Origin of the sequence: Pseudomonas entomophila, assembly GCF_018417595.1 — a bacterium.
GTDB classification, from domain to species: domain Bacteria; phylum Pseudomonadota; class Gammaproteobacteria; order Pseudomonadales; family Pseudomonadaceae; genus Aquipseudomonas; species Aquipseudomonas entomophila_C.
In genome coordinates, this window is record NZ_CP070982.1 from 3,561,859 (window position 1) to 3,583,238 (window position 21,380).

The following is a 21,380-nucleotide window of genomic DNA, read 5'->3' on the forward strand; positions in this document are numbered from 1 at the left end:
TCATTCCAGCTCCAGTTCAGTCAGGAAGTCGTGCATGTCACTCAGGTTTTCTTCGAAGTCTGTATTGAGGTGTGGTGCTATACAGACGGCGTAGTCCTCGAGCGATTTAGCCCTGAACATGGCATCCAGCGGCAGGCTGGCGCGCAGCACCTGCTGCGCCCTGGCGGTGGCCTGGGTGGCCAGCAGCGAATGGCCCCCCAGTTCGAAGAAGTTGTCGGCAAGGCCAATCTTCTCCAGCTTCAGTACCTCGGCCCAGATCTGCGCCAGCTGGCATTCCAGCTCGCTGCGCGGCGCCTGGTAGCGCGCCTGGGCCAGGCTGGCGTCCGGCGCCGGCAGCGCCTTGCGGTCGAGCTTGCCGTTGGGGGTCAGCGGCATGCGCGCCAGCAGCATCAGCTGCGCCGGCACCATGAATGCCGGCAGCGCCTCGCCCAGCGCCGCGCGCAGGGTCTCGCGCAGTGCCTGCTGGGCTTCGCCCGCCTCCACCAGCGCCGCGTCCGTCGGCACCAGGTAACCCACCAGTTGCGTGCCCAGGCCGGTGTCGCGGGCCACCACCGCTGCTTCGCGCACTTCGGCGCGGGCCAGCAGTTGCGCCTCGATCTCGCCCAGCTCGATGCGGAACCCGCGGATCTTCACCTGGTGGTCGGCGCGGCCGATGTATTCCAGCCGGCCCTGGCCGTCGAAGCGCGCCAGGTCGCCGGTGCGGTAGATTCGCTCGCCGTCGGCGAACGGGCTGGCCAGGAAGCGCTCGGCGGTCAGCCCCGGGCGCTGGTGATAACCCCGCGCCAGGCCTGCGCCGCCGATGTACAGCTCGCCAGCCACGCCCACCGGCACCGGTTGCAGGTCGGCGTCCAGCACCAGCAGCGCCGTGTTGTCCAGCGGCCGGCCCAGCAGCACCTGCGGGCTGCCCGCGTCCAGGTAGTGCAGCGCCGACCAGATGGTGGTCTCGGTCGGGCCGTACAGGTTCCACACATGGCCGCAACGCTCGATCAACCGCGCCGCCAGGTCCGGCGCCAGGGCCTCGCCGCCGCACAGCGCCTTGCACCCGGCCAGGCTCGCCGCCTGCGGGCTGTCCAGCAGCATCCGCCAGGTCGACGGGGTGGCCTGCACCACGCTGACCCGCTCGGCCGCGATCGCCGCCAGCAGGGCTTGCGGGTCGCGGGCCGTGGCCCGCTCCACCAGCACGATGCAGGCACCGGCCAGCAGGCTGCCGTACAGTTCCAGCCCGGCGATGTCGAACGACAGCGAGGTCAGCGACAGCACCCGGTCGCTTGCCTCGATGCCCGGTTGCTTGAGCATGCTGGCCAGGAAGTTCAGCACGCCGTCGTGGCGCACGCCCACGCCCTTGGGCTTGCCGGTGGAGCCGGAGGTGTAGATCACGTAGGCCAGGTTGCCGGGGGCGGCCAGGTTGGCCAGGTTGTCGCCGTCAAACTCCGCCAGCCAGTCCTCGCCGGCTTGCAGCTCCAGCGCCGCGACCCCGGCCGGCAGTGCCAGCGCGCCGCGCAGGTGGGCTTGGGTCAGCACCAGTTGCGCGCCGCTGTCCTCGACCATGTGCGCCAGGCGCTCGGCCGGATATTCCGGGTCCATCGGCACGTAGGCGCCGCCGGCCTTGAGGATCGCCAGCAGGCCCACCACCAGCTCCACACCGCGCTCCACGGCGATGCCCACCAGCACGTCCGGGCCCACGCCCGCCGCACGCAGGCGTCGGGCCAGGCGGTTGGCGCGGCGGTTGAGGGTGGCGTAGTCGAGGGTTTCGCCGGCCACGCTCAGGGCGGGAGCCGCTGGCGTGCGTGCGGCGCTGGCTTCGATCAGTTGGTGCAGGCACTGGTCGTCGGCGAAGGGCACCGCCGTGGCGTTCCACGCCTCGACCACTTGCGCCTGTTCATGCGCCGCCAGCAGGCCAAGGCTGCCCAGGCAGCGCTGGTCATCCTCGCAGAACGCCCGCAACAGGCCTTGCAGGTGGCGGTCCAGCTGCTCGATAGCCACGCGGCCATAAACGTCGCACGCATGGCTGTACTGCAACACCAGGTCCTCGTCCAGGCCTGCCGACAGCGTCAGGGCATAACTGGTACGTTCGCGCTTGCTCGAATCGCTGAAGCGCAGGCCGGCCGGCGCGCCCTGCTCCAGCGCCGCCGAAACCGGGTAGTTCTCGAAGATCAGGATGTGATCGAACAAGGCGCCACCGCCCTGCCCGGCCCAGCGCTGGATCTCGTACAGCGGCGTGTGCTCGTGGTCGCGCATGGCCAGGTTGAGGTCCTGCACCTGGCGCACCCACTGGCCCACGGTCAGCTGTGCCTCGGGTTGGGCGATCACCGGCAGGGTGTTGATGAACAACCCCAGCTGCTCCTCGATACCCGGCAGTTCCGCCGGGCGCCCCGACACGGTGGCGCCGAAGGCCACGCAATCCTGCTGGGTGTAGCGGCGCAGCAACAACAGCCAGGCGGCCTGCAGCACGGTGTTGGCGGTGACCTTCTGCTGCCTGGCGAAGGCTTTCAGGCGGGCGGTGTCGGCCACGCCCAGGCGGCTGACGCGCTCGGCAAAGCTGCCCGGCGCGGCCTCTCGTTCGCTGCCATCGGCCAGCGCGTCTGCCAGCCGGGTAGGCTCCGCCAGTTGGGCCAGGCGGGCTTTCCAGAACGCCTCGCTGGCGTCCGCCGGCTGGTTCGCCAGCCACCCCAGGTAAGGGCGATAGCTACTGGCCGGCGTTGTGCAATCCTGTCCGGCATAGCGTTGCAGCACCTCGCCCAGCAAGCGCGAACTGCTCCAGCCGTCCAGCAGGATGTGATGGGTAGTCTGGATCAGATGCCAGTCGTCCTCTCCGGTGCGCACCACCATCAGGCGCAGCAACGGTGCCTGGTCGAGCACGAAGGCGCGCGCGAGGTCGTCGGCCGCCAGTGCATTCAGGTTGCTGGCCAGATCGTCGCGGCCGCGCCAGTCATGCCGCTCGCAAGGAATCACCAGATGCTTGTGCACCACCTGCAGCGGCTGCTCCAGCCCGTGCTGCCAGTGGAAGCTGGCGCGCAGCACGTCATGCCGGTCGACGCAGGCCTGCCAGGCCTGGACGAAACGTTCGACATCCAGGCCCTGCACCTGCAGGCGCATCTGGTTGAGGTAGGCGCTGCCGGCCGGTTGGTACAGGCTGTGGAACAGCATGCCCTGCTGCATGGGCGTCAAGGGCAGCACGTCGGCGATGGCCGAAGGCGCCACCGGCAAGGCATCGAGCTGTGCCTGGGACAGGCCGGCCAGCGGGAAGTCCGAAGGCGTGACACCCTCGCCGCCGTCGACGCAGCAATGCTGGATCAGGCTCTGCAAGGCGTCGAGGTAGAGGCCGTTGAGCTGCTCGATGCGCTCACGGGCGAACATCTGCCCGCTGAACGTCCAGCTCAGCCCCAGGCACCCCTGGTAGACCTGGGCATTGAGCGTCAGCCAGTTGCCCAGGGGCGCGGCGGCATCGCGGGTGTCGCCACTGGGGCCGGCGCAGGGGTGCAACCAGGCGTCGGCGTCGAAGCCCTGGTCGAGCTGGCCGAGGTAGTTGAAGGTGATGCGCGGCGCCGGCAAGGCCGCCAGCGCCTGGCGTGTTTCTGACGACGCCAGATGGCGCAGCAGGCCGAAGCCCAGGCCATTGCCGGGTATGGCGCGCAACTGCTCCTTGACCGCCTTGATGCAGTCACCCGGCGCCATGTGCGGCGTCAGGCGCACCGGATAGAGGCTGGTGAACCAGCCCACGGTGCGCGACAGGTCGATGTCCTCGAACAGGTCTTCGCGACCGTGCCCTTCCAGGCGCACCAGCACATCGGGGCGTCCGCTCCAACGGTTCACGGCCTGGGCCAGCGCGGCCAGCAGCAGGTCGTTGATCTGGGTGCGATAGGCGCTACCGGCGGCCTGCAGCAATTCACGGGTCCGCTCCTGGGGCAGTTGCCCAATGACCACCTGGGCGTGACGCTGCGCCAACGAGCCGGTCGGGTCGTCGCACGGCAGCGCGGCATCGGCGCCCTGCAGGCGCGCCAGCCAACCCGCCAGCTCGCCCTCGACGACCTCGCTGGCGGCATGGCCCGCCAGGCGCGTGGCCCAGTCGCGCCAGGCGCTGGTCTTGGCCGGCAAGGCGGCTTCGCGGCCCTCGGCCAACGCCGTGTAAACCTGCTGCAGGTCCTCCAGCAGGATCCGCCAGGAGACACCGTCGACCACCAGGTGGTGGATCACCAGCAGCAGGCGTTGCTTGCCATCGGCCAGAGTGGCCAGCACGGCGCGCAACAGCGGCCCTTCGCCAAGGTCGAGGCTGGCTTGGGCCTGTTCGCAACAGGCCTGCAACTGCTCGTCGTTCGCCACATCGTGCTGCCACAGCAGCGGTTGCTCGTCGAGAGGGCCGTGCCACTGGCGCCAGCCCTCGCCTTCGGCGGCAAACCGCAGGCGCAGGGCGTCATGGTGACGGACCAGGCGCTGCAACGCGCCTTCCAGCAACCGCGCTTCGAGCCGTCGTTCGGGCTGCAACAGCACGGCCTGGTTCCAGTGGTGCTGCTGGGGGATCCGCCCGTCGAAGAAACCGTGCTGGATTGGCGTCAGCGGCACCTCGCCCTGCACCGGCCCCTGGTCGATGACCTGGTGCGCCTGTTCGCGCGTGACCAGCGCCAAGGTGGCGATGCTCTGGTGGGCGAACACATCGCGGGCGGCCAGGTTCAGGCCCGCCTTGCGCGCCCGGCTGACCATCTGGATGGCGATGATCGAGTCGCCGCCCAGCTCGAAGAAGTTGTCATCGACGCCAATATCATCGCGCCCCAGCACCTGCTGCCAGACCGCCAGCAGGCCCGCTTGCAGCGCATCGCGCGGCGCCTGGCCGGCCGCCTTGGCGCCGTTCGCCCGCGGCAGTGGCAAGCCACGGCGGTCGAGCTTGCCATTGGCGGTCAGCGGCAGCGCCGCCAGCTCCAGCACATGGGCCGGCACCTGATGCGCCGAGACGCGCTCGCGCAGGAACGCCTTGAGTGTGTCGGCCGACACCGCCTCGACGCCCTTGGCCACCACATAGGCGACCAGTTGCAGGCCGTTGGCGCCGGGCTGGCCGACCACCACGCACTCACCCACCGCTGGATGGGCCAGCAGTTGGCGTTCGACTTCGCCGGGCTCGACCCGGTAGCCGCGAATCTTCAGTTGCTGGTCGGCACGGCCCTGGTAGCGCAGGGCGCCGTCGGCATGTTGGCGCACGCGGTCACCGGTGCGGTACAGGCGTTGCCCGGCCGCGCCGAACGGGTCGGGCACGAAACGCTCGGCGGTCTGCCCCGGCTGGCCCAGGTAGCCCCGGGCCAGGCCCGCGCCACCGATGTACAGCTCGCCCTGGCCACCGACCGGCGCCGCGTTCAAGGCGGCGTCGAGCACATGGGCACGCAGGTTGGGCAACGGCGCACCCAGGGGCGGTGCGGCCTGCACATCGTCGAGCTGGCAGGTGAAGGCGCCGACGGTGGTCTCGGTCGGGCCGTAATGGTTGGCCAGGCGGCACTGCGGCGCCAGGGCCTGGATACGTTGCAGCAAGGCGGGCGGGCTGGCCTCGCCGCCGAGCACCAGGCAGCGGCGCGGCAGCACGGCGGCATTGTCGCCGGCCAGCAGCGCGCCCAGGTGCGATGGCACGATCTTCAGCGCGTCGACGCCATGCTCGCTCATGTAGGTGGCGAACGCCTGGCCGTCGACCGCCGTGTCGGCATCCACCAGGTGCAGGGTGCGGCCCGCCGCCAGGGCGCCGAACAGCACGGTGTGACCGAGGTCGGCGGCCAGGGTCGAGACCAGCGCCATGCTGCGCACGTCGGCCAGCGGCAGGCGTTGTTCGATACCGTCGAGGTAGTTGGCCAGGGCCCCGTGGCCCACGCCCACGGCCTTCGGCCGCCCAGTGGAGCCGGAGGTGAAGATCACATAGGCCAGGTCGTCGCCGAACACGTCGACGGCTGGGGCAGCCTCGACGCGCTCCGGGGCTTGCAGGGCGTCGTCCAGCAGGCAGGTGGCGACACCGTCGAATCCGCTGAAGCGTTCGAGCTGGTCGGCAGGCGCCAGGACCAGCTGCGCGCCGCTGTCTTCAAGCATCTGGCCCAGGCGTTCACGCGGGAACCGTGGGTCGAGCGCCACGTAGCAGGCGCCGGCCTTGAGCACGGCGAGCAGGCCTACCAGGGTTTCCAGGCGGCGCTCTGCGCTCAGCGCCACCAGCGACCGAGGTGTCAGGCCGCGTTCGACCAGCTGTGCGGCCAGCTGATTGGCGCGGGCGTCGAGGGCGGCATAGCTCAGCGAGCGCGGGCCGTCGACCAGTGCCAGGCGCTCGGGATGCGCCGCGGCCTGGGCCGCGAAACGCTGGTGCAGCCAGGTGCTGGCCGCAATGGCCGGTTCGGCCTGCGCGGGCACAGTCGGCGCCTCCAGGCGCAGCGCCTCGATGGCCTGGCCGGGTCCGGCCAGGGCCTGTTCCAACAGCTGCGCCCAGTGCTGACCAAGGCGCTCGACGGTGGCGGCCTCGAACAGGTCGCAGGCGTACAGCCACGATGCCTTGAGTTGTTCGCCCTGCTCCTCGGTGTTCAGGGTCAGGTCGAAACGGGCGAACTCGGTGGTCAGCTCCAGCGGTGCCAGTTCGACGCCGGGCAACTGCCAGCTCACGGCCTCGCCACGGCTTGCCTGGTGATTGAACAGCACCTGGAACAGCGGCGTGCGGTCGAGGCTGCGCTGCGGTTGCAGGGCATCGACCAGGTGTTCGAACGGCAGGTCCTGGTTGGCCTGGGCCTCCATCACCCGCTGGCGCACCTGGGCCAGCACCGCGCTGAAGGGCTGGCGGCCGTCCAGTTCGAGCTGCAGCACTTGTGTATTGACGAAGAAACCGATCAGCGCTTCCACTTCGGCGCGGGTGCGGTTGGCCACCGGCGTGCCGACCCGCACCACCTCGCTGCCGCTGTAACGGAACAACAGCACCTGCAGGCTGGCCAGCAGCACCATGAACGGCGTGCAGCCATGCTCGCCGGCAACCCGGCGCAGCGACGCGCCCAGGCCATCGGGCAAGGCCACGGCCACGCGCGCCCCCTGCTGCCCGCGGCGCGCCGGGCGCGGATGATCGAACGGCAGCTCCAGTTCGTCATCCGCCGTACCCAGCCGCTCACGCCAGTAGCCCAACTGGCGCTCGGCCTCGCCGGCCTCCAGCCACAGGCGCTGCCAGCGGGCGTGGTCGGCGTATTGGATGGCCAGCGGCGCGACGTCGGCCTGGTTCTGGTAGTGCCCCAGCACCTCATTGACCAGGATCGGCATCGACCAGGCGTCGGTGACGATGTGGTGGGTACAGAACACCAGCACCCACTCGGCCTTGCCGGTACGCAGCAGGCTGGTGCGCAACAGCAGGTCGCGCTCCAGGTCGAACGGCCGCGCCGAGCGCTCGGCAATGGCGTCCTGCAGCTGTCGCCCGTCGGCCTGGCGCAGGTCCTGCTCGTCCACCTCGACCTCGCGCAGGCCATGGATCACCTGCAGCACGCGCTGCTCGTCCTGGCGGAAGTTGGTGCGCAGCGCCTCGTGGCGCGCCACCAGCGCCCGCAGGCTGCGCGCCAGGCGCTGGCGGTCGAAGTCACCGCGCACGCGCAGCAACGCCGGCTGGTTGTAGGCGCTGGACTGCGGGTCGAGCTGCCACAGCAGCCACAGGCGTTGCTGGGCGAACGACGCCTGCACCGGCTGGTCGCCCTCGCGTGCCGGGATCGGCAGCAGGTCGAACGACAGCCCCTGTTCACGCATGCGCCCTTGCAGCGCTTTCTGCTCCTGCGGGGCCAGGGCGGCGAAGCGCCTGGCCAGGGCCTGCATGCGGTCGGACAGCTGGGTCATACGTCCTCCACCGCATCGAACAGCGCTTCCAGGGCGTCGGCCTTGGCGTCGCTGGCGCCGGAGCCGCGGTGTCGCTCGACCTGCTCGGCCAGCAAGGCCACGGTCTCGCCCTCGAAGAACACCCGCAGCGGCAGGTCCAGGTTCAACTGGGCCTGCACGTGCGAGCGGATCCGCGTGGCCAGCAGCGAGTGGCCGCCCAGGGCGAAGAAGTTGTCGTGCACACCCACGCGCTCCAGTTGCAAGGCCTCCTGCCAGATCTGCGCCAGGGTCGCTTCCAGTTCGTTGCGCGGCGCCTGGTATTCGCGGCTCTCGGCCTGCACGGCGGCCAGCGCGTTGCGGTCGAGCTTGCCGTTGGGGGTCAGCGGCAGGCGTTCGAGGGCGCGCAGGTAGGCTGGCACCATGTATTCCGGCAGCTGTTCACGCAGACGCTCCAGGAGTTGGATTTCCACGCCGCCCGCGGCGGTCTCGGCCAGCACCACGAACGCCGCCAGCTGGGCGCCGCCACCGGTCTCGCGCACGACGACTGCCGCCTCGCGCACATCCGGCAACTGCGCCAGGCGCGCCTCGATCTCGCCCAGTTCGACACGGAAACCACGCAGCTTGAGCTGGAAATCCAGGCGCCCGAGATAGTCCAGGGTCGCGTCGGTGCCCGGGCTGACCCGGTCGCCAGTGCGATACAGGCGCTCGCCCGGCGTGCGGGCGAACGGATCGGGCACGAAACGGCTGGCGGTCAGGCTGGGCCGTTGCAGGTAGCCCCGGGCCAGGCCCGGGCCACCGACGAACAGCTCGCCTTCGCGGCCGAAGCCGACCAGCTCGCCGTCGCGGTCCAGCACCCGCAGGCGCGCACCGGCAATGGCGCCGCCGATCGAAATGCGCGCGTGAGGCGGTTGCTGCTCCACGGCATGGGCCGAGCACCACACCGCGCTTTCCGACGGTCCGTATTCGTTGACCAGCAAGGTCTGCGGCAGGCGCTGGTAATGGGCGGCCGGCAGCTCCACCGGGCAGGCCTCGCCGGCCACGATCACGCAGGCCAGCTCAGGCTGGCGCAGGTATTCGAGGATCTGCGCATAGAACGACGGCAGGGCCAGGAAGTGGCTGATCGCCTCGCCTTCGACCAGCTCGGCCAGGCGTGCCGGGTCCTTGTGGGTCTCTTCTTCGGGCAGGTACAACGTGCCGCCCTGCCCCAGGGTCCAGAAGATCCCGGCCACGGAACTGTCGAAGGAGAACGACGACAGCATCAGGAAGCGACGCAGCGGCGCCTGGTAGAACGCCGCGCGGGCGCGGGTCGAGGCGCAGGCGTTGGCATGGCTGATCATCACGCCCTTGGGCTTGCCGGTGGAGCCGGAGGTGTAGATCACGTAGGCCAGGTGGTCGGCGCTGATGGGCGCCTGCGGCGCCTCGGCCTGGGCCGGTGGCAGGCCGCCTTCCAGGGCCAGGCGCTGGACGCCGTCGGCCACTTCGATGCCGTCGGCCAGCGGCCGCAGGGTGATCAGGCTGTGGGCCTTGGCGTCATGCAGCATGAACGACAGGCGATCGGCCGGGTAGCTGGGGTCCAGCGGCAGGTAGGCGCCACCGGCCTTGAGAATCGCCAGCAGGGTGACGACGATCTCCACCGAGCGCTCGCCATACACCGCCACCACGCTGTCGGCGCCGACGCCGCGCTGGCGCAGGACGGCGGCCAGGCCGTTGGCACGCTGGTCGAGGGTGGCGTAGTCGAGGGTCTGCTCGCCCACATGCAGGGCGATGTGCTGCGGCTGCTTGGTCGCTGCCTGCTCGAACAGGCCGTGCAGGGTCTGGCCCGGCACGGCATCCAGCGCGTCAGTGCGGTCGAAGCGCGCGAGCAGTTGCGCCTGCTGGGCGGCGTCGACCGTGGCCAGGCGCGCCAGGGGTTGGTCGAGGCCCTTGGCCAATGCACCGGCGAAGGTGTCGAACTGCGCCAGCCAGGCCGCCAGTTGCTCGACGGCATAGCGGCCGGCCGGGCTGGACAGGCGCAACCGTTGCCCATCGACCCGCAGCAACAGCTTCTGCGCGCGTGGGCAGTCCAGTTCCAGCTGCACACGGCTGTCCGGCGCCTGGTTGCGCAGACCGCAGGCATAGGCCGGCACGGCGGCCTCGCCAAGGTCGGCCTCGTCGAGGCAATCCAGCCAGGCACGAGCCTGGCTCAGTTGACCTGCCAGGCCGGGCAATTGCTCGCCCAGGCCACGGGTGCTGTCGAAATTCAGCACCAGCGGCAGTTGCCGGGCGAAATGGCCCAGGGTCTGTTCAAGCTGTTCGTTACGGCCATCGACCTCCAGCCCCAGCACCAGCCCGGGTTGCTGCCCCAGCTCGGCGAGGAACGCGCCCCACAGCAGGGCCAGGGCGTCTTCGCGCTGGACCTGCGCGGCCGCGACCAGCGCGGCCAGGGCGGCTGCCACGCCATTACCGACCTGCTCGGCCACCGGTACCTGCGCGCTCGCCTGGCGCCGCTCGAACGGCAGCGGCAGCGGGTGCGCCGCGTTGCTCAGCAGGCCACGCCAGAAGGCCCGGCCTTCCAGGCCGATGGCCTCCTGCGCGAGGTCACCCTGCCAGGCGGCATAGTCGGCGTACTGCAAGGCATCGAAGGGCTCCAGGGACGCGCCCTGCAGCAGTTGCCCGAGCTCATCGGCCAGTTGCAGCAGGGCCTGTTCGTCGGCGCTGGCCAGGGCCACGCCGAGCAGCAGCTGACCGGGGCACAGCGCAGCGACCAACGGGTATTGCGCCAGGCCCTGGGCCACCCGGTCGCGGGCCTGTTCCAGGCTATCGACCGCCAGCACCTGCAGGCTGGCCTGCGGGTGGATCTCCTGGGCCGGCAATTTCAGGCCGGGCACCTGCACATAGCGGGTACGCAGTACCTCGTGGCGCTCGCACAGGGTGCGCAGGGCCTGCTCCAGGGCCAGCAGGTTGAGCCCGGCGGGGGTTTCCATCAGCAGCCTGGCGGCCAGTGGCTGGCCCTGCCCGGCCTGGAGCACCAGCACCTGTTGCGCCGAGGCCTGGAAGATTTCTGCGGGGTTGCTGGCGGTCATGCTTGGACTCCTTGGCCCAGTGCCACTTCATGGCTCTTCAACGGAATGGCCATGGCGGTGAGGATTTTTCGCGGCCCGGTGTAACCGTTGCGCGCGTGGATGGTGAGGATGTTGTCGAGGATCACTACGTCGCCCTTCTGCCAGGGGAACTCGACCATGACGTCGCGGTAGATCTGCTGCAGGTGGCGGATGTGCGCCTCGGGGATCGGGCTGCCGTCGCCGTAGAAGGTGTTCTGCGGCAGGTCGTCGTCGGCGAACTCGGCGCGCAGGCTGTCGCGGATGCTTTCCGGCAGGGTCAGGGCGTTGAAGAAGGTGGCATGGTTGAACCACACCACTTCGCCGGTGCGCGGGTGGCGCACCATGGCCGGGCCTTTCTGCCGGGTGCGCAGGCGGTTGCCGGGCTTCCACTCCGGGGTGATGCCGATCTTCGCGCAGTAGGCCTCGACCTCGGCGCGGTCTTCGGTCTGGAACACGGTCTGCCACGGCAGGCCCATGCCGTCGCCATAGTTGCGCACGTAGAGCACCCCGCCCTTGCGCTCGAATGCCTCGCGCACCTCGGGGTCGATGCGCGGCAGGATCAGCCGGGTGTCGCCGAACGGCGTCTCGCCGCCGGTGGCCGACGGCAGGTCGCAGTAGAAGTACAGGTGCAGCGGAAACACCGGCGAGTAGGAGTGCTCGTTGTGCGGGAAGATCCGCTCGGCGGACGGATAGTCAGTGGAGCTGTAGACGTTCAGCGAACGGGTGATCTGGGTCCGTGGCGAAGCGCGGAACAGGTATTCCAGGGCGCCGCCGGAGATCGCGTCGACGCACTGGTTGAACTCGTTGATGTCCTGCACCGCGAAGCCCCGGAACAGGAGGGTGGCGTGCTGGTCGAGCTTGCGCTCGATCAGTTCGCGGTTCTGCCCGGCCCACTGCGCCAGGCCCACGCCCGGCACCTTCGGCGTGCACAGCAACGGCAGGCTGCTGCCTTCGAACATCGGCGAGAATTCCACCAGGCTGTCCTGGTCCACGCTCAGACTCTTGCGCCGCCCCTTGGCCAGCATCGGTATGGCTTGCGCCTCGCTCTTGGACATTTCCCTCTCCCGTTCGGTGAAGCCGGCGGCCAGGCAGGCCGCCGACGATGACTGTGGCTACTGCAACTCGACCCCGCGTGCGCGCCGGCGCATCGGGTGCCGGGCCTTGAGCTGCGCCTGGCGCGCCTGCGTGGCCGTGGCCTGGACCTGCGCGGCATGGGCCAGCAGCTCGGCCAGCGGCGCCTCGGGCTGGGCCAGCAAGCGCTCGAACACCCCTTGCAGCTGGGCGAACAGGTCGGCCATGTCGCTGGCGGCGAACAGGCTGGCGTCGCACTTGAAGGCCGCGGTGAGGCGGTCGGCGCCGTTGACGAACTCGGCGATCAGGTCCAGCTCTGTGGCGCCCTGCCCGGCTTCGCGGCTGGTCACCTCCAAACCCTGCGGCGCCTGCATCGGCAGGCTGCCTTCCTGGTAGATGAACTTGATCGCGAACAGCGGCGAACGCCCGGCCTGGCGCGGCAAACGCAGGGCCTCGACCAAACGGTCGAAGGGCAGGTCCTGGTGGTCGGACGCGCCGATCACCACGTCGCGGCAGTGTTCCAGCCACTGCGCGCCACTGGCCTGCTCGTCCAGCTCGAGCTGCAGTACCAGTTGGTTAACGAAGAAGCCGACCATTTCTTCAACCCCGGCGTGGTTGCGGTTGGCCACGTCGGTGCCCAGGCGCAGGCGGCGGCTGTCGCAACGCTGCGCCAGTACCAGCGAGAAGCCTGCCAGCAACAGCATGTACAGGGTCAGGCCACGGGCCTTGGCGCAGGCGCGCAGGGCCTCGGCCAGGGGCGCCGGGAAGTCGAAGGCGTGCACCTGGCAGGTGCCGTCGGCGACGCCGGGCTGGGCCGTGCCCGGCAGGCGCGTGAGGCGATGGTCGTCGCCCAGGGTGCGCTGCCAGTAGTCCAGCTGGCGGCGCAGCTGCCCGGCCTCCAGCCACTGCCGCTGCCACACGGCGAAGTCGAGATAAGCCAGGCCCGGCGCCGGCAGGCTTGCCGGCGTGGCGGCAACGGCGGCGTCATAGAGGGCGACGAACTCGCGCAGCAGGATGCCGAACGACCAGTGGTCGGCGACGATATGGTGCAAGGTCACCAGCAGCAGGTGCTGGCGGTCGGCCTGGCGCAGCAGGGCCACGCGCAGCAGCGGGCCGTTGACCAGGTCGAACGGCGCGCGGGCCTCACGGTCCAGCGCCTCGGCCACGGCGGCCTCGCGCTGCGCCTCGGGCAGTTCGCGCAGGTCGTGCAGGGCGAACGGCAGTGTCATGTCCGGCTGCACCTGCTGCCAGCTGTCGCCGCCCTCCTGGAGGTAAGTGGTGCGCAGCACCGAATGACGCGCCAACAGGGCCTGGAAGGCCTGGCGCACGGCCTCGGCATCCAGCTCGCCATCGAGCTGCAAGGCTCGCGGAATGTTGTACATCGAGCTGTGCGGTTCCAATTGCCAGAGGAACCACAGGCGCTGCTGGGCGAACGACAACGGCTGGCGCTGGCGCGGATCGAGCGCGTGCAGCACAGGGGCCGGCGCGCCCTGCCCCGGCGCCTCGGCGCGCTCGACGGCGGCGGCGAACTGGGCCAGGTCGCGGGCCTCGAACAGCACCCGCAGCGGCAGGTCGAGCCCCAGGGCGTGGCGCACCCGGCTGATCACCTGGGTGGCCAGCAACGAGTGGCCGCCCAGGTCGAAGAAGTTGTCCTGCAAGCCGACTTCCGGCAGTTCCAGCACCTCGCACCAGAGATGCGCCAGCAGGCATTCCAGCTCGCTGCGCGGGGCCACGTGGGCTTGTTGCAGCAGGCGCGTGTCGGGCTGCGGCAGGGCCTTGCGGTCGAGCTTGCCATTGGGCGTCAGCGGCAACGCCGCCAGCACCTGCCAGTGGGCCGGCTGCATGTAGTCCGGCAGGTCGTCGGCCAGCACCGCGCGCAACCCTTCGCACAACTGGGCCTGGGCCTCGCGCTCGGCCAGCGGGCCCTGGCGCGGCACCACGTAGGCCACCAGTTGCTGGCCGGATGGCCCCGGCACCGCGACCACCGCCGCCTCGGCGACCTCGTCCCGGGCCAGCAGGTGCGCCTCGATCTCGCCGGTCTCGACCCGGAAACCACGGATCTTGACCTGGTGATCGACCCGCCCGATGTACTCCATCTGGCCGTCGGCCAGGCGCCGCACCAGGTCGCCACTGCGGTACAGGCGCGCGCCTGGGGTGCTGGCGAACGGGTCGGGGACGAAGCGTTCGGCGGTCATCGAAGGCCTTGCGTGGTAGCCACGGGCCAGGGCGCAGCCGCCGATGTAGAGTTCGCCCACCAGGCCATCCCCTTGCAATGCCAGGCCTTCGGCCAGCAGGTAGGCGCTGCGCCCGGCCACCGGCCGGCCGATCGGCGCGTAGGCCGAGGTGAAGCGGGTGTCGCCTTCGGCCTCCCACAGGAACGGCGTGATCACCGTCTCGGTGGGGCCGTAGCCGTTGACGATGTAGCGCGGCCGCAGCACCGCCTGGATCTGCTCGAAACCTTCGCGCGGGAAGGCCTCGCCGGCCACGTTGAACGAACGCACCGACGGCGCCCGCCCCTGGCTTGCGGCCAATGCGGCCATCTGGCAGGCGTACTGGGTGGGGAAATAGACCAGGCTGGCCTGCTCGCGCTCGATGACTTCCAGCGCCTGCTCGGTGCTCCACAGCCCCTCGCCGCGCAGGATGCAACGGGCGCCGCTGATCAGCGGCAACAGCCACTGCTCGGTGCCCCAGTCGAAGTTCAGCGAGGCGAAATGCAGGAAGCGGTCGGCGCTGTCGATGCGGTAGAAGCGCTGCATGGTCAGCAGGTGGCGCAACAGCGCGCCGTGTTCGAGCGACACGCCCTTGGGGCGCCCGGTCGAACCGGAGGTGTACAGCAGGCACAGCAGGTTGTGGCCGTCGAGCGCCACTTGCGGCGCCCCTTGGTCATCGCCCGCGAAGGCCTGTTGGTCGACCCGCAGCAACCGCGCGTGACGCCCGGCGAGCAGCGTCTCGCCCCGGGCGTCGCCCAGTACCAGGGCCACGCCGCTGTCGTCGAGCATGTAGCCCAGGCGCTCGGCGGGGTATTCAGGGTCCAGCGGCACATAGGCGCCACCCGCCTTGAGAATTGCCAGCAGGCCGACGATCAGGTCGGCGCTGCGCGGCAGGGCGATACCGACCAGCACGTCGGGGCCGACGCCTTCGGCCACCAGCCGGTGCGCCAGCTGGTTGGCCCGGCTGTTCAGCCAGGCGTAGCTCAGTGACTGCCCGTCGGCGATCAGGGCGATGGCGTCGGGTGTGCGCTGGGCCTGGGTTTCGATCAGCTGATGAAGCCAGGGCGATGGTTCCATGCCGGTGATAGCCGGCGGCATCGCCAGCAAGGCCTGGCGCGCAGCGCTCGGCACCGCGTCCAGCGCTGCCAGCACCTGTTCGGCGCCTTCGATGAACTGCGCCAGCAGGCATTCGAGCTGGGCCGCCAGGGCTTCCACGGCCTGGCCGACGAAGGCCGCACGCAGGTAGCTGTAGTGCACCTCCAGGTGTTCGCCCAGGGTCACCGCCAGGGTCAGCGGGTAGTGGGTGCGCTCAAGGTTGCCGACATTGCCGAAACGCACGCCGGCTTGAGCAGACTCGGCCAGCGCGGCGGACAGCGGGTAGTTCTCGAACACCAGCAGGGTGTCGAACAGCGCATCGCTGCCCTGCCCCGACCAGCGCTGGATCTCGTACAGCGGCGTGTGCTCGTGCTCGCGCAGGGCCAGGTTGATGCCCTGTACCTGCTGCAGCCAGTCGCCCAGGCGCTGGGCCAGGCCGGGCCGGGCGATCACCGGCAGGGTGTTGATGAACAGGCCGATCTGCTGCTCGATGCCCGGCAACTGCGCCGGGCGCCCCGCCACGGTGGCGCCGAACGCCACGCAGTCCTGGCCGGTGCAGCGCTGCAACAGCAGCAGCCAGGCTGCCTGCACCAGGGTATTGACCGTGACCTTCTGCTGCCGGGCGAAGGCGCCCAGGCGCTCGCTGAAGGCTGGGGTGAAGCGCTGGTAATGGTCGCCATGGCCGGCCTCGGCCAACGGCGCGGGCAAGGCGTGGGCGAGCCGGGTCGGGGTTTCCAGCGGCGCCAGCTGGTCGCGCCAGAACGCCTCGCTGAGCGCCAGGTCCTGGCCTTGCAGCCACTGGATGTAGTCGCGGTAGCGCCCCTGGGCCGGCGCTGGCGTTTGCCCGGCGTAGCGTTGCAGTACCTCGCCCAGCAGGCGCGAATTGCTCCAGCCGTCGAGCAGCAGGTGGTGGCAGGTCTGGATCAGGTGGTGCCGGTCCGGGCCGGTGCGCACCAACGTCAACCTCAACAGCGGCGGGCAATGCAGGTCGAAGCCTGCCGCACGGTCTTCCCGGGCCAGTTGCGCCAGGGCCTGGTCGAGGTCGTCGCGGTCGCTCCAGTCCAGCTCGCGCCAAGGCAGTTCGGCCTGGCGCACCACCATCTGCAAGGGGCGCGGCAGCTCGCCCTGCCAGGCGAAACCGGTGCGCAGGATGGCGTGGGCGTCCACCGCCTGTTGCCAGGCCTGGCGCAAGCGCTGCGGTTGCAGGCCGTCGACGTCCACGCGCATCTGGTTGATGTAGTCGCCACCGGCGGCTTCGTAGAGCCCGTGGAACAGCATGCCCTGCTGCATCGGTGACAGCGGGTAGAGGTCTTCCAGCCGGGTGACCGGCAGCGGCAACCCGTCCAGGCCTGCGCTGTCGAGGCCGGCCAGGGGGAAGTCCGAGGCACTGGCCTGGCCCGACTCCTGGGCACAGCAGTGCGCCACTAGGGCGCGCAGTTCGGTGCTGAAGGCGTCGGCCAGGGCCTGGATGCGTGCAGGCGCGAACATCTCGCGGCTGAAGCCCCAGCGCAGGGCCAGCTCGCCGCCGTACACCTGCCCTTCCACTGTCAGCCAGTTGGCCAGCGGCGCCCGTGGGTCCTGGGCCTGGCCGCCACTGGCGGTGGCGGGCCGCAACAGCGCCTGCGCGTCGAACTGGCGGTCGAACTGGCCCAGGTAATTGAAGGTGACCCGGGGCTGCGGCAGCGCCGCCAGGGCCTGGCGCGTCGCGGCATCGCCCAGGTGACGCAGCAGGCCGTGGCCAAGGCCCTTGTCCGGCACCGCGCGCAACTGTTCCTTGACCGCGACGATCGCCGCGCCAGGCTCGTCGCCCGGCACCAACAGCAGGGGGTGCAGGCTGGTGAACCAGCCGATGCTGCGCGACAGGTCGAGGCCGTCGAACAGGTCCTCGCGGCCATGGCCCTCCAGCTCGATCAGCGCGCCGGGTGCCGCCGTCCAGCGGCACAGCACCCGGGCCAGGGCGGTCAGCAACAGGTCGTTGACCTGGGTCCGGTAGGCGGCCGGGGCCACCTGCAGCAGCTCACGGGTGAGCTGTGCGTCGAAACGGCTTTCGATCTTCTGTTCGTGGCGGTTTTCCAGGGCGCCGGCATGGTTGTCGCAGGGCAGCTCGGCCACCGGCGCGGCCTGCAACTGCGCCTGCCACCACGGCAGTTGGCCGCTGAAGCGTGGCAGCGCATCGTGCAACTGGCGGGCCCAGGCCTGGTAGCTGCTGCCGCGCATTGGCAGACACGCCGGCTGGCCGGCCAGCAGTTGACGGTACAGCTGCTGCAAGTCATCGAGCAGCACGCGCCAGGACACGCCATCGACCACCAGGTGGTGCAGCACCAGCAGCAACTGCTGGCGGCCCTCGGGCAGGGTCAGCAGCATTACCCGCAACAACGGGCCGGCAGCAAGATCCAGGCTGCGCTGGGCCGCTTCGCAGTGGGCCAGGGCTTCGACATCGTCCTGTGCCTCGCGCAACCAGAGCACCTCGCCGGCCTGTTCGGCGTAGTACTGGCGCCAGCCTTGCGCACCTTCGACAAAGCGCAGGCGCAGGCTGTCATGCTGTTCCAGCAAGTGCTCCAGCGCCTTGGCCAGCAGGTCGGCGTCCAGCGGCGCCTGGGCGTCGAGCAGCAGCGACTGGTTCCAGTGCCCGCGGGCCGGAATTGCCTGGTCGAAGAACCAGTGCTGGATCGGCGTCAACGGCACCTCGCCGCTGGCCGGCCCCTGCTCCACCTGCACCCGGGCCTGGCCGGCGACCTGGGCCAGGCCACGGATGGTCTGGAACTGGAAGATATCCTTGGGGGTCAGCGCCAGGCCCGCCTCGCGGGCGCGGCTGACCACCTGCATGGAGACGATCGAGTCGCCGCCCAGCTCGAAGAAGTTGTCCAGCGCGCCCACCTGCTCCAGCCCCAGCAGCGCCTGCCAGATCTGCGCCAGGGCCTGCTCGCGCGCGCCACTGGGCGGCACGTGTTCACGCTGCGCCTGCACCGCGTCCGGCGCCGGCAGGGCCTTGCGGTCAAGCTTGCCGTTGGGGGTCAGCGGCAGGCGTGCGAGGAACAGCATCGCGGCCGGCACCATGTAGTCGGGCAAGTGCTCGCCCAGGGCTGCGCGCAGGGTGCCACGCAGGGCGTCCTGCGCGGTGGCGTCCTCGACCAGCTGGGCATCGACCGGCACCATATAGGCCACCAACTGGCGACCACTGGGCCCGTCCGGCGCCAGCACCGCCACCTCATGAACACTCGCCTGCGCCTGCAAGCGCGCCTCGATCTCGCCCAGCTCGATACGCAAACCGCGCACCTTGACCTGATGGTCGATGCGCCCGATGTACTCCAGTTCGCCGCCCTCGCGGTAGCGCACCAGGTCGCCCGTGCGGTACAGGCGGCCACCGTCGCCGGCGAACGGGTCGGGCACGAAGCGCTCGGCGGTCAGCGCCGGGCGCCCCAGGTAGCCACGGGTGATGCCGGCGCCGGCCAGGTACAGCTCGGCGCCGCAGCCCTGGGGCAGAGGCTGTAGCTGGCTGTCCAGCAGGTAGGCCGCGGTATGCGGCAGCGGCCGGCCGATGCTGGCGCGGCCCCCGGCCTGGCGGCGGGTCCAGGTCGAATAGGTGGTGTCCTCGGAGGGGCCATACAGGTCGTAGACGTGCTCAAGCCCCGGCAGCGCGTAAAGCTCATCGACCAGACGCTGCTTGAGCGGCTCGCCGGCCAGGTTGACGATGCGCACGCCGGCAGGCAGTTGCCCGCCACGCAGCAGCGCGGCGATCGCCGACGGCACGGTGTTGACCAGGCGCACCAGGTCGCGCGCCGGCAGCTCGGGCAACTCCAGCGCGTTGCGCGCCAGGACGATGTAGCCACCCGCCGCCAGGGTGACGAACAACTCCCATACCGACAGGTCGAAGCAGATCGAGGTGGACGCCAGCACGCCCTGGATATCCTCGTCGCGGTACACCTGGCGCGACCAGTGCAGCAAGGCCAACACGTTGCGATGGGCGATGGCCACGCCTTTCGGGCGGCCGGTGGAGCCGGAGGTGTAGATCACATAGGCCAGGTTCTGCGCTGAAGCACGGTTGACCGGTGGTTCGGCCGGCCAGGTCGCGAGGGACTGCGCGTCGCCGTCCAGCAACAAGACTTCGCAGCATGCCTGCAACCCCAGACGCGCGGCGACTTCGCCGTCACTGAGCACCAGGCGCGCAGCGCTGTCTTCGAGCATGTAGGCGACCCGCTCGGCCGGGTAGTCCGGGTCCAGCGGCACATAGGCGCCACCGGCCTTGAACACCGCCAGCAGCGCCACCACCAGTTGCGGCGTGCGCGGCAGCGCCACCCCGACCCGCACCTCCGGCCCCACGCCCGCAGCGACCAGGCGCTGGGCCAGGCGGTTGGCCCAGCGGTCGAGCTCGGCATGGCTGTAGTGACGCTCGCCGTGCACCAGCGCCAGGGCCTCGGGCTGTGCCTGGGCCTGCTGAGTGATGCACTGGTCGATGCGCGACAGGCTGTCGTAGCCATCGCCTGCCGGGTTCCACGCGTGCAACTGACGCGCAAGCTCCGCCTCGCCCAGCATCGGCAGCCGCGAAACGGCCTGGCTCGGGTCGGCGACCATCGCCCGCAGCAGGTTGAGCCAGTGCTCGGCCATGCGTGCGATGGTTTCGGGGGCGAACAGTTCGTCGGCGTAGGTCAACGCCGCGTGCAGCCGGCCGCCCTTCTCCCAGGTGTCCAGGCTCAGGTCGAACTGGGTGGTGCGCCCTTCCCACTCGATCACCCCGAAGCGAATGCCGGATTCGGTCTGCAGGGCCGTCAGGTCGGTGACCAGCGGCTGGTGGTTGTACATCACCTGGAACAGCGGGTTGTGCGCCAGGCTGCGCTCAAGCTTCAGCGCCTCGACCAGGCGCTCGAACGGCAGCTCCTGGTGCGCCTGGGCGCCCAGGGCGGTGTCGCGCACCTGGGCGATCAGCTGCGCGACGGTGGTGTCCGCGTCCAGCTGGCAGCGCAGCACCTGGGTATTGACGAAAAAGCCGATCAGCCCTTCGACCTCGGCGCGGTTGCGGTTGGCGATGGGCACCCCGACGCGCAGGTCGGCCTGGCCGCTGTAGCGATGGAGCAAGGCGTCGAACGCCGCCAGCAGGACCATGAACAGGCTGGCCTGGTGCTGCTGGGCGAAGCTGCGCAGTTGCTCGGCCAGCGCCGCGTCGACGGCGAAGCCATGGCGCGTGCCGCGATGGCTTGGCGTGGCCGGGCGCGGGAAATCGATGGGCAGTTCCAGCACCGGGTGCTCGTCCCCCAGGGCTGCCTGCCAGTACTCCAGCTGGCGCTCCTGCTCGCCGGCCTCGAGCCAGGCGCGCTGCCACAGCGCATAGTCGGCGTACTGCAACGGCAGCGGCGCCAGCGGCATGGCCTGGCCACGGGCAAAGGCGTCGTAGCAGCGAATGAACTCGTCGATCAGCACGTTCATCGACCAGCCATCGGAGACGATGTGGTGCAGGGTCAGCAGCAGCACATGGCGCTGCGCCTCCAGTTGCAGCAGGCGCACCCGCCACAGCGGCCCCTGCTGCAGGTCGAACGGCTCGCGCGCCTGGGCCTGGGCGCGCTGGCGGACGGCGGCCTCGCGGGCTGCCGGGGCGAGCGCGCGCAGGTCCTCGAACAGCACCTGCATCGGCTGCGCCGCCGGCACCTGCTGCAAGCCGCGCTCGCCATCCAGATGGAACGCGCAGGCCAAGGTCTGGTGGCGCTCGCCCAGGCAGGCCAGGGCCTGCTCCATGGCTTCGCGGTCCAGCGGCCCGTCCAGCGCCACCGCACCGGGCAGGTTGTAGGCCGCGCCCTCGGGCTCCAGCTGCCAGAGGAACCACATGCGCTGCTGGGCATAGGACGGTAGGCCGCGCTCGGGCGCCTGCACATCGGCGACCAGGGGGAACTGGGCGAAGTCGACCTGCTCCCGGGCCAGTGCCTGCAAGAAGATCCTGCGCTTTTGCGGCGGCAATTCAAGGAATCGGCGGGCAAGGTTGCGGGCGTCTTGTGCATTCATCGGCGGTCATCCGTAAAGAGGGGCAACGAGCGGGACAGCTCGGTCGTCCATGGGAAACGGATGGCAGGAGGGGAAAATTAACCAGCGCCAGCACGGCCCGCCGGCGGCCTTGAAACATTTTCTTTCATTTAAACAGACG

Annotated in this window: 4 protein-coding genes; all 4 read right to left on the reverse strand. The window is 70.2% G+C overall.

Going from position 1 to position 21,380, the window contains the following annotated elements:
• From JYG34_RS15445 to JYG34_RS15460, 4 genes are read right to left on the reverse strand one after another with little or no spacing between them, the layout of a single operon-like run.
• Positions 1 to 7,815 carry a non-ribosomal peptide synthetase gene (locus JYG34_RS15445; protein ID WP_213657272.1) on the reverse strand — a complete coding sequence of 2,605 codons (7,815 nt, stop codon included), beginning with the start codon at positions 7,813 to 7,815 and terminating at the stop codon, positions 1 to 3.
• On the reverse strand, positions 7,812 to 10,856 hold the full coding sequence (locus tag JYG34_RS15450; RefSeq protein ID WP_213657273.1) for a non-ribosomal peptide synthetase: 3,045 nt from the start codon (positions 10,854 to 10,856) through the stop codon (positions 7,812 to 7,814). Before JYG34_RS15450 ends, JYG34_RS15445 begins: the two co-directional genes overlap by 4 nt.
• Positions 10,853 to 11,929: a TauD/TfdA family dioxygenase gene (locus JYG34_RS15455; protein ID WP_213657274.1), complete on the reverse strand. Its 1,077-nt coding sequence runs from the start codon at positions 11,927 to 11,929 to the stop codon at positions 10,853 to 10,855. Before JYG34_RS15455 ends, JYG34_RS15450 begins: the two co-directional genes overlap by 4 nt.
• A gap of 57 nt (positions 11,930 to 11,986) precedes the next feature.
• On the reverse strand, positions 11,987 to 21,241 hold the full coding sequence (locus JYG34_RS15460; protein WP_213657275.1) for a non-ribosomal peptide synthetase: 9,255 nt from the start codon (positions 21,239 to 21,241) through the stop codon (positions 11,987 to 11,989).
• Positions 21,242 to 21,380 lie beyond the last annotated feature (139 nt).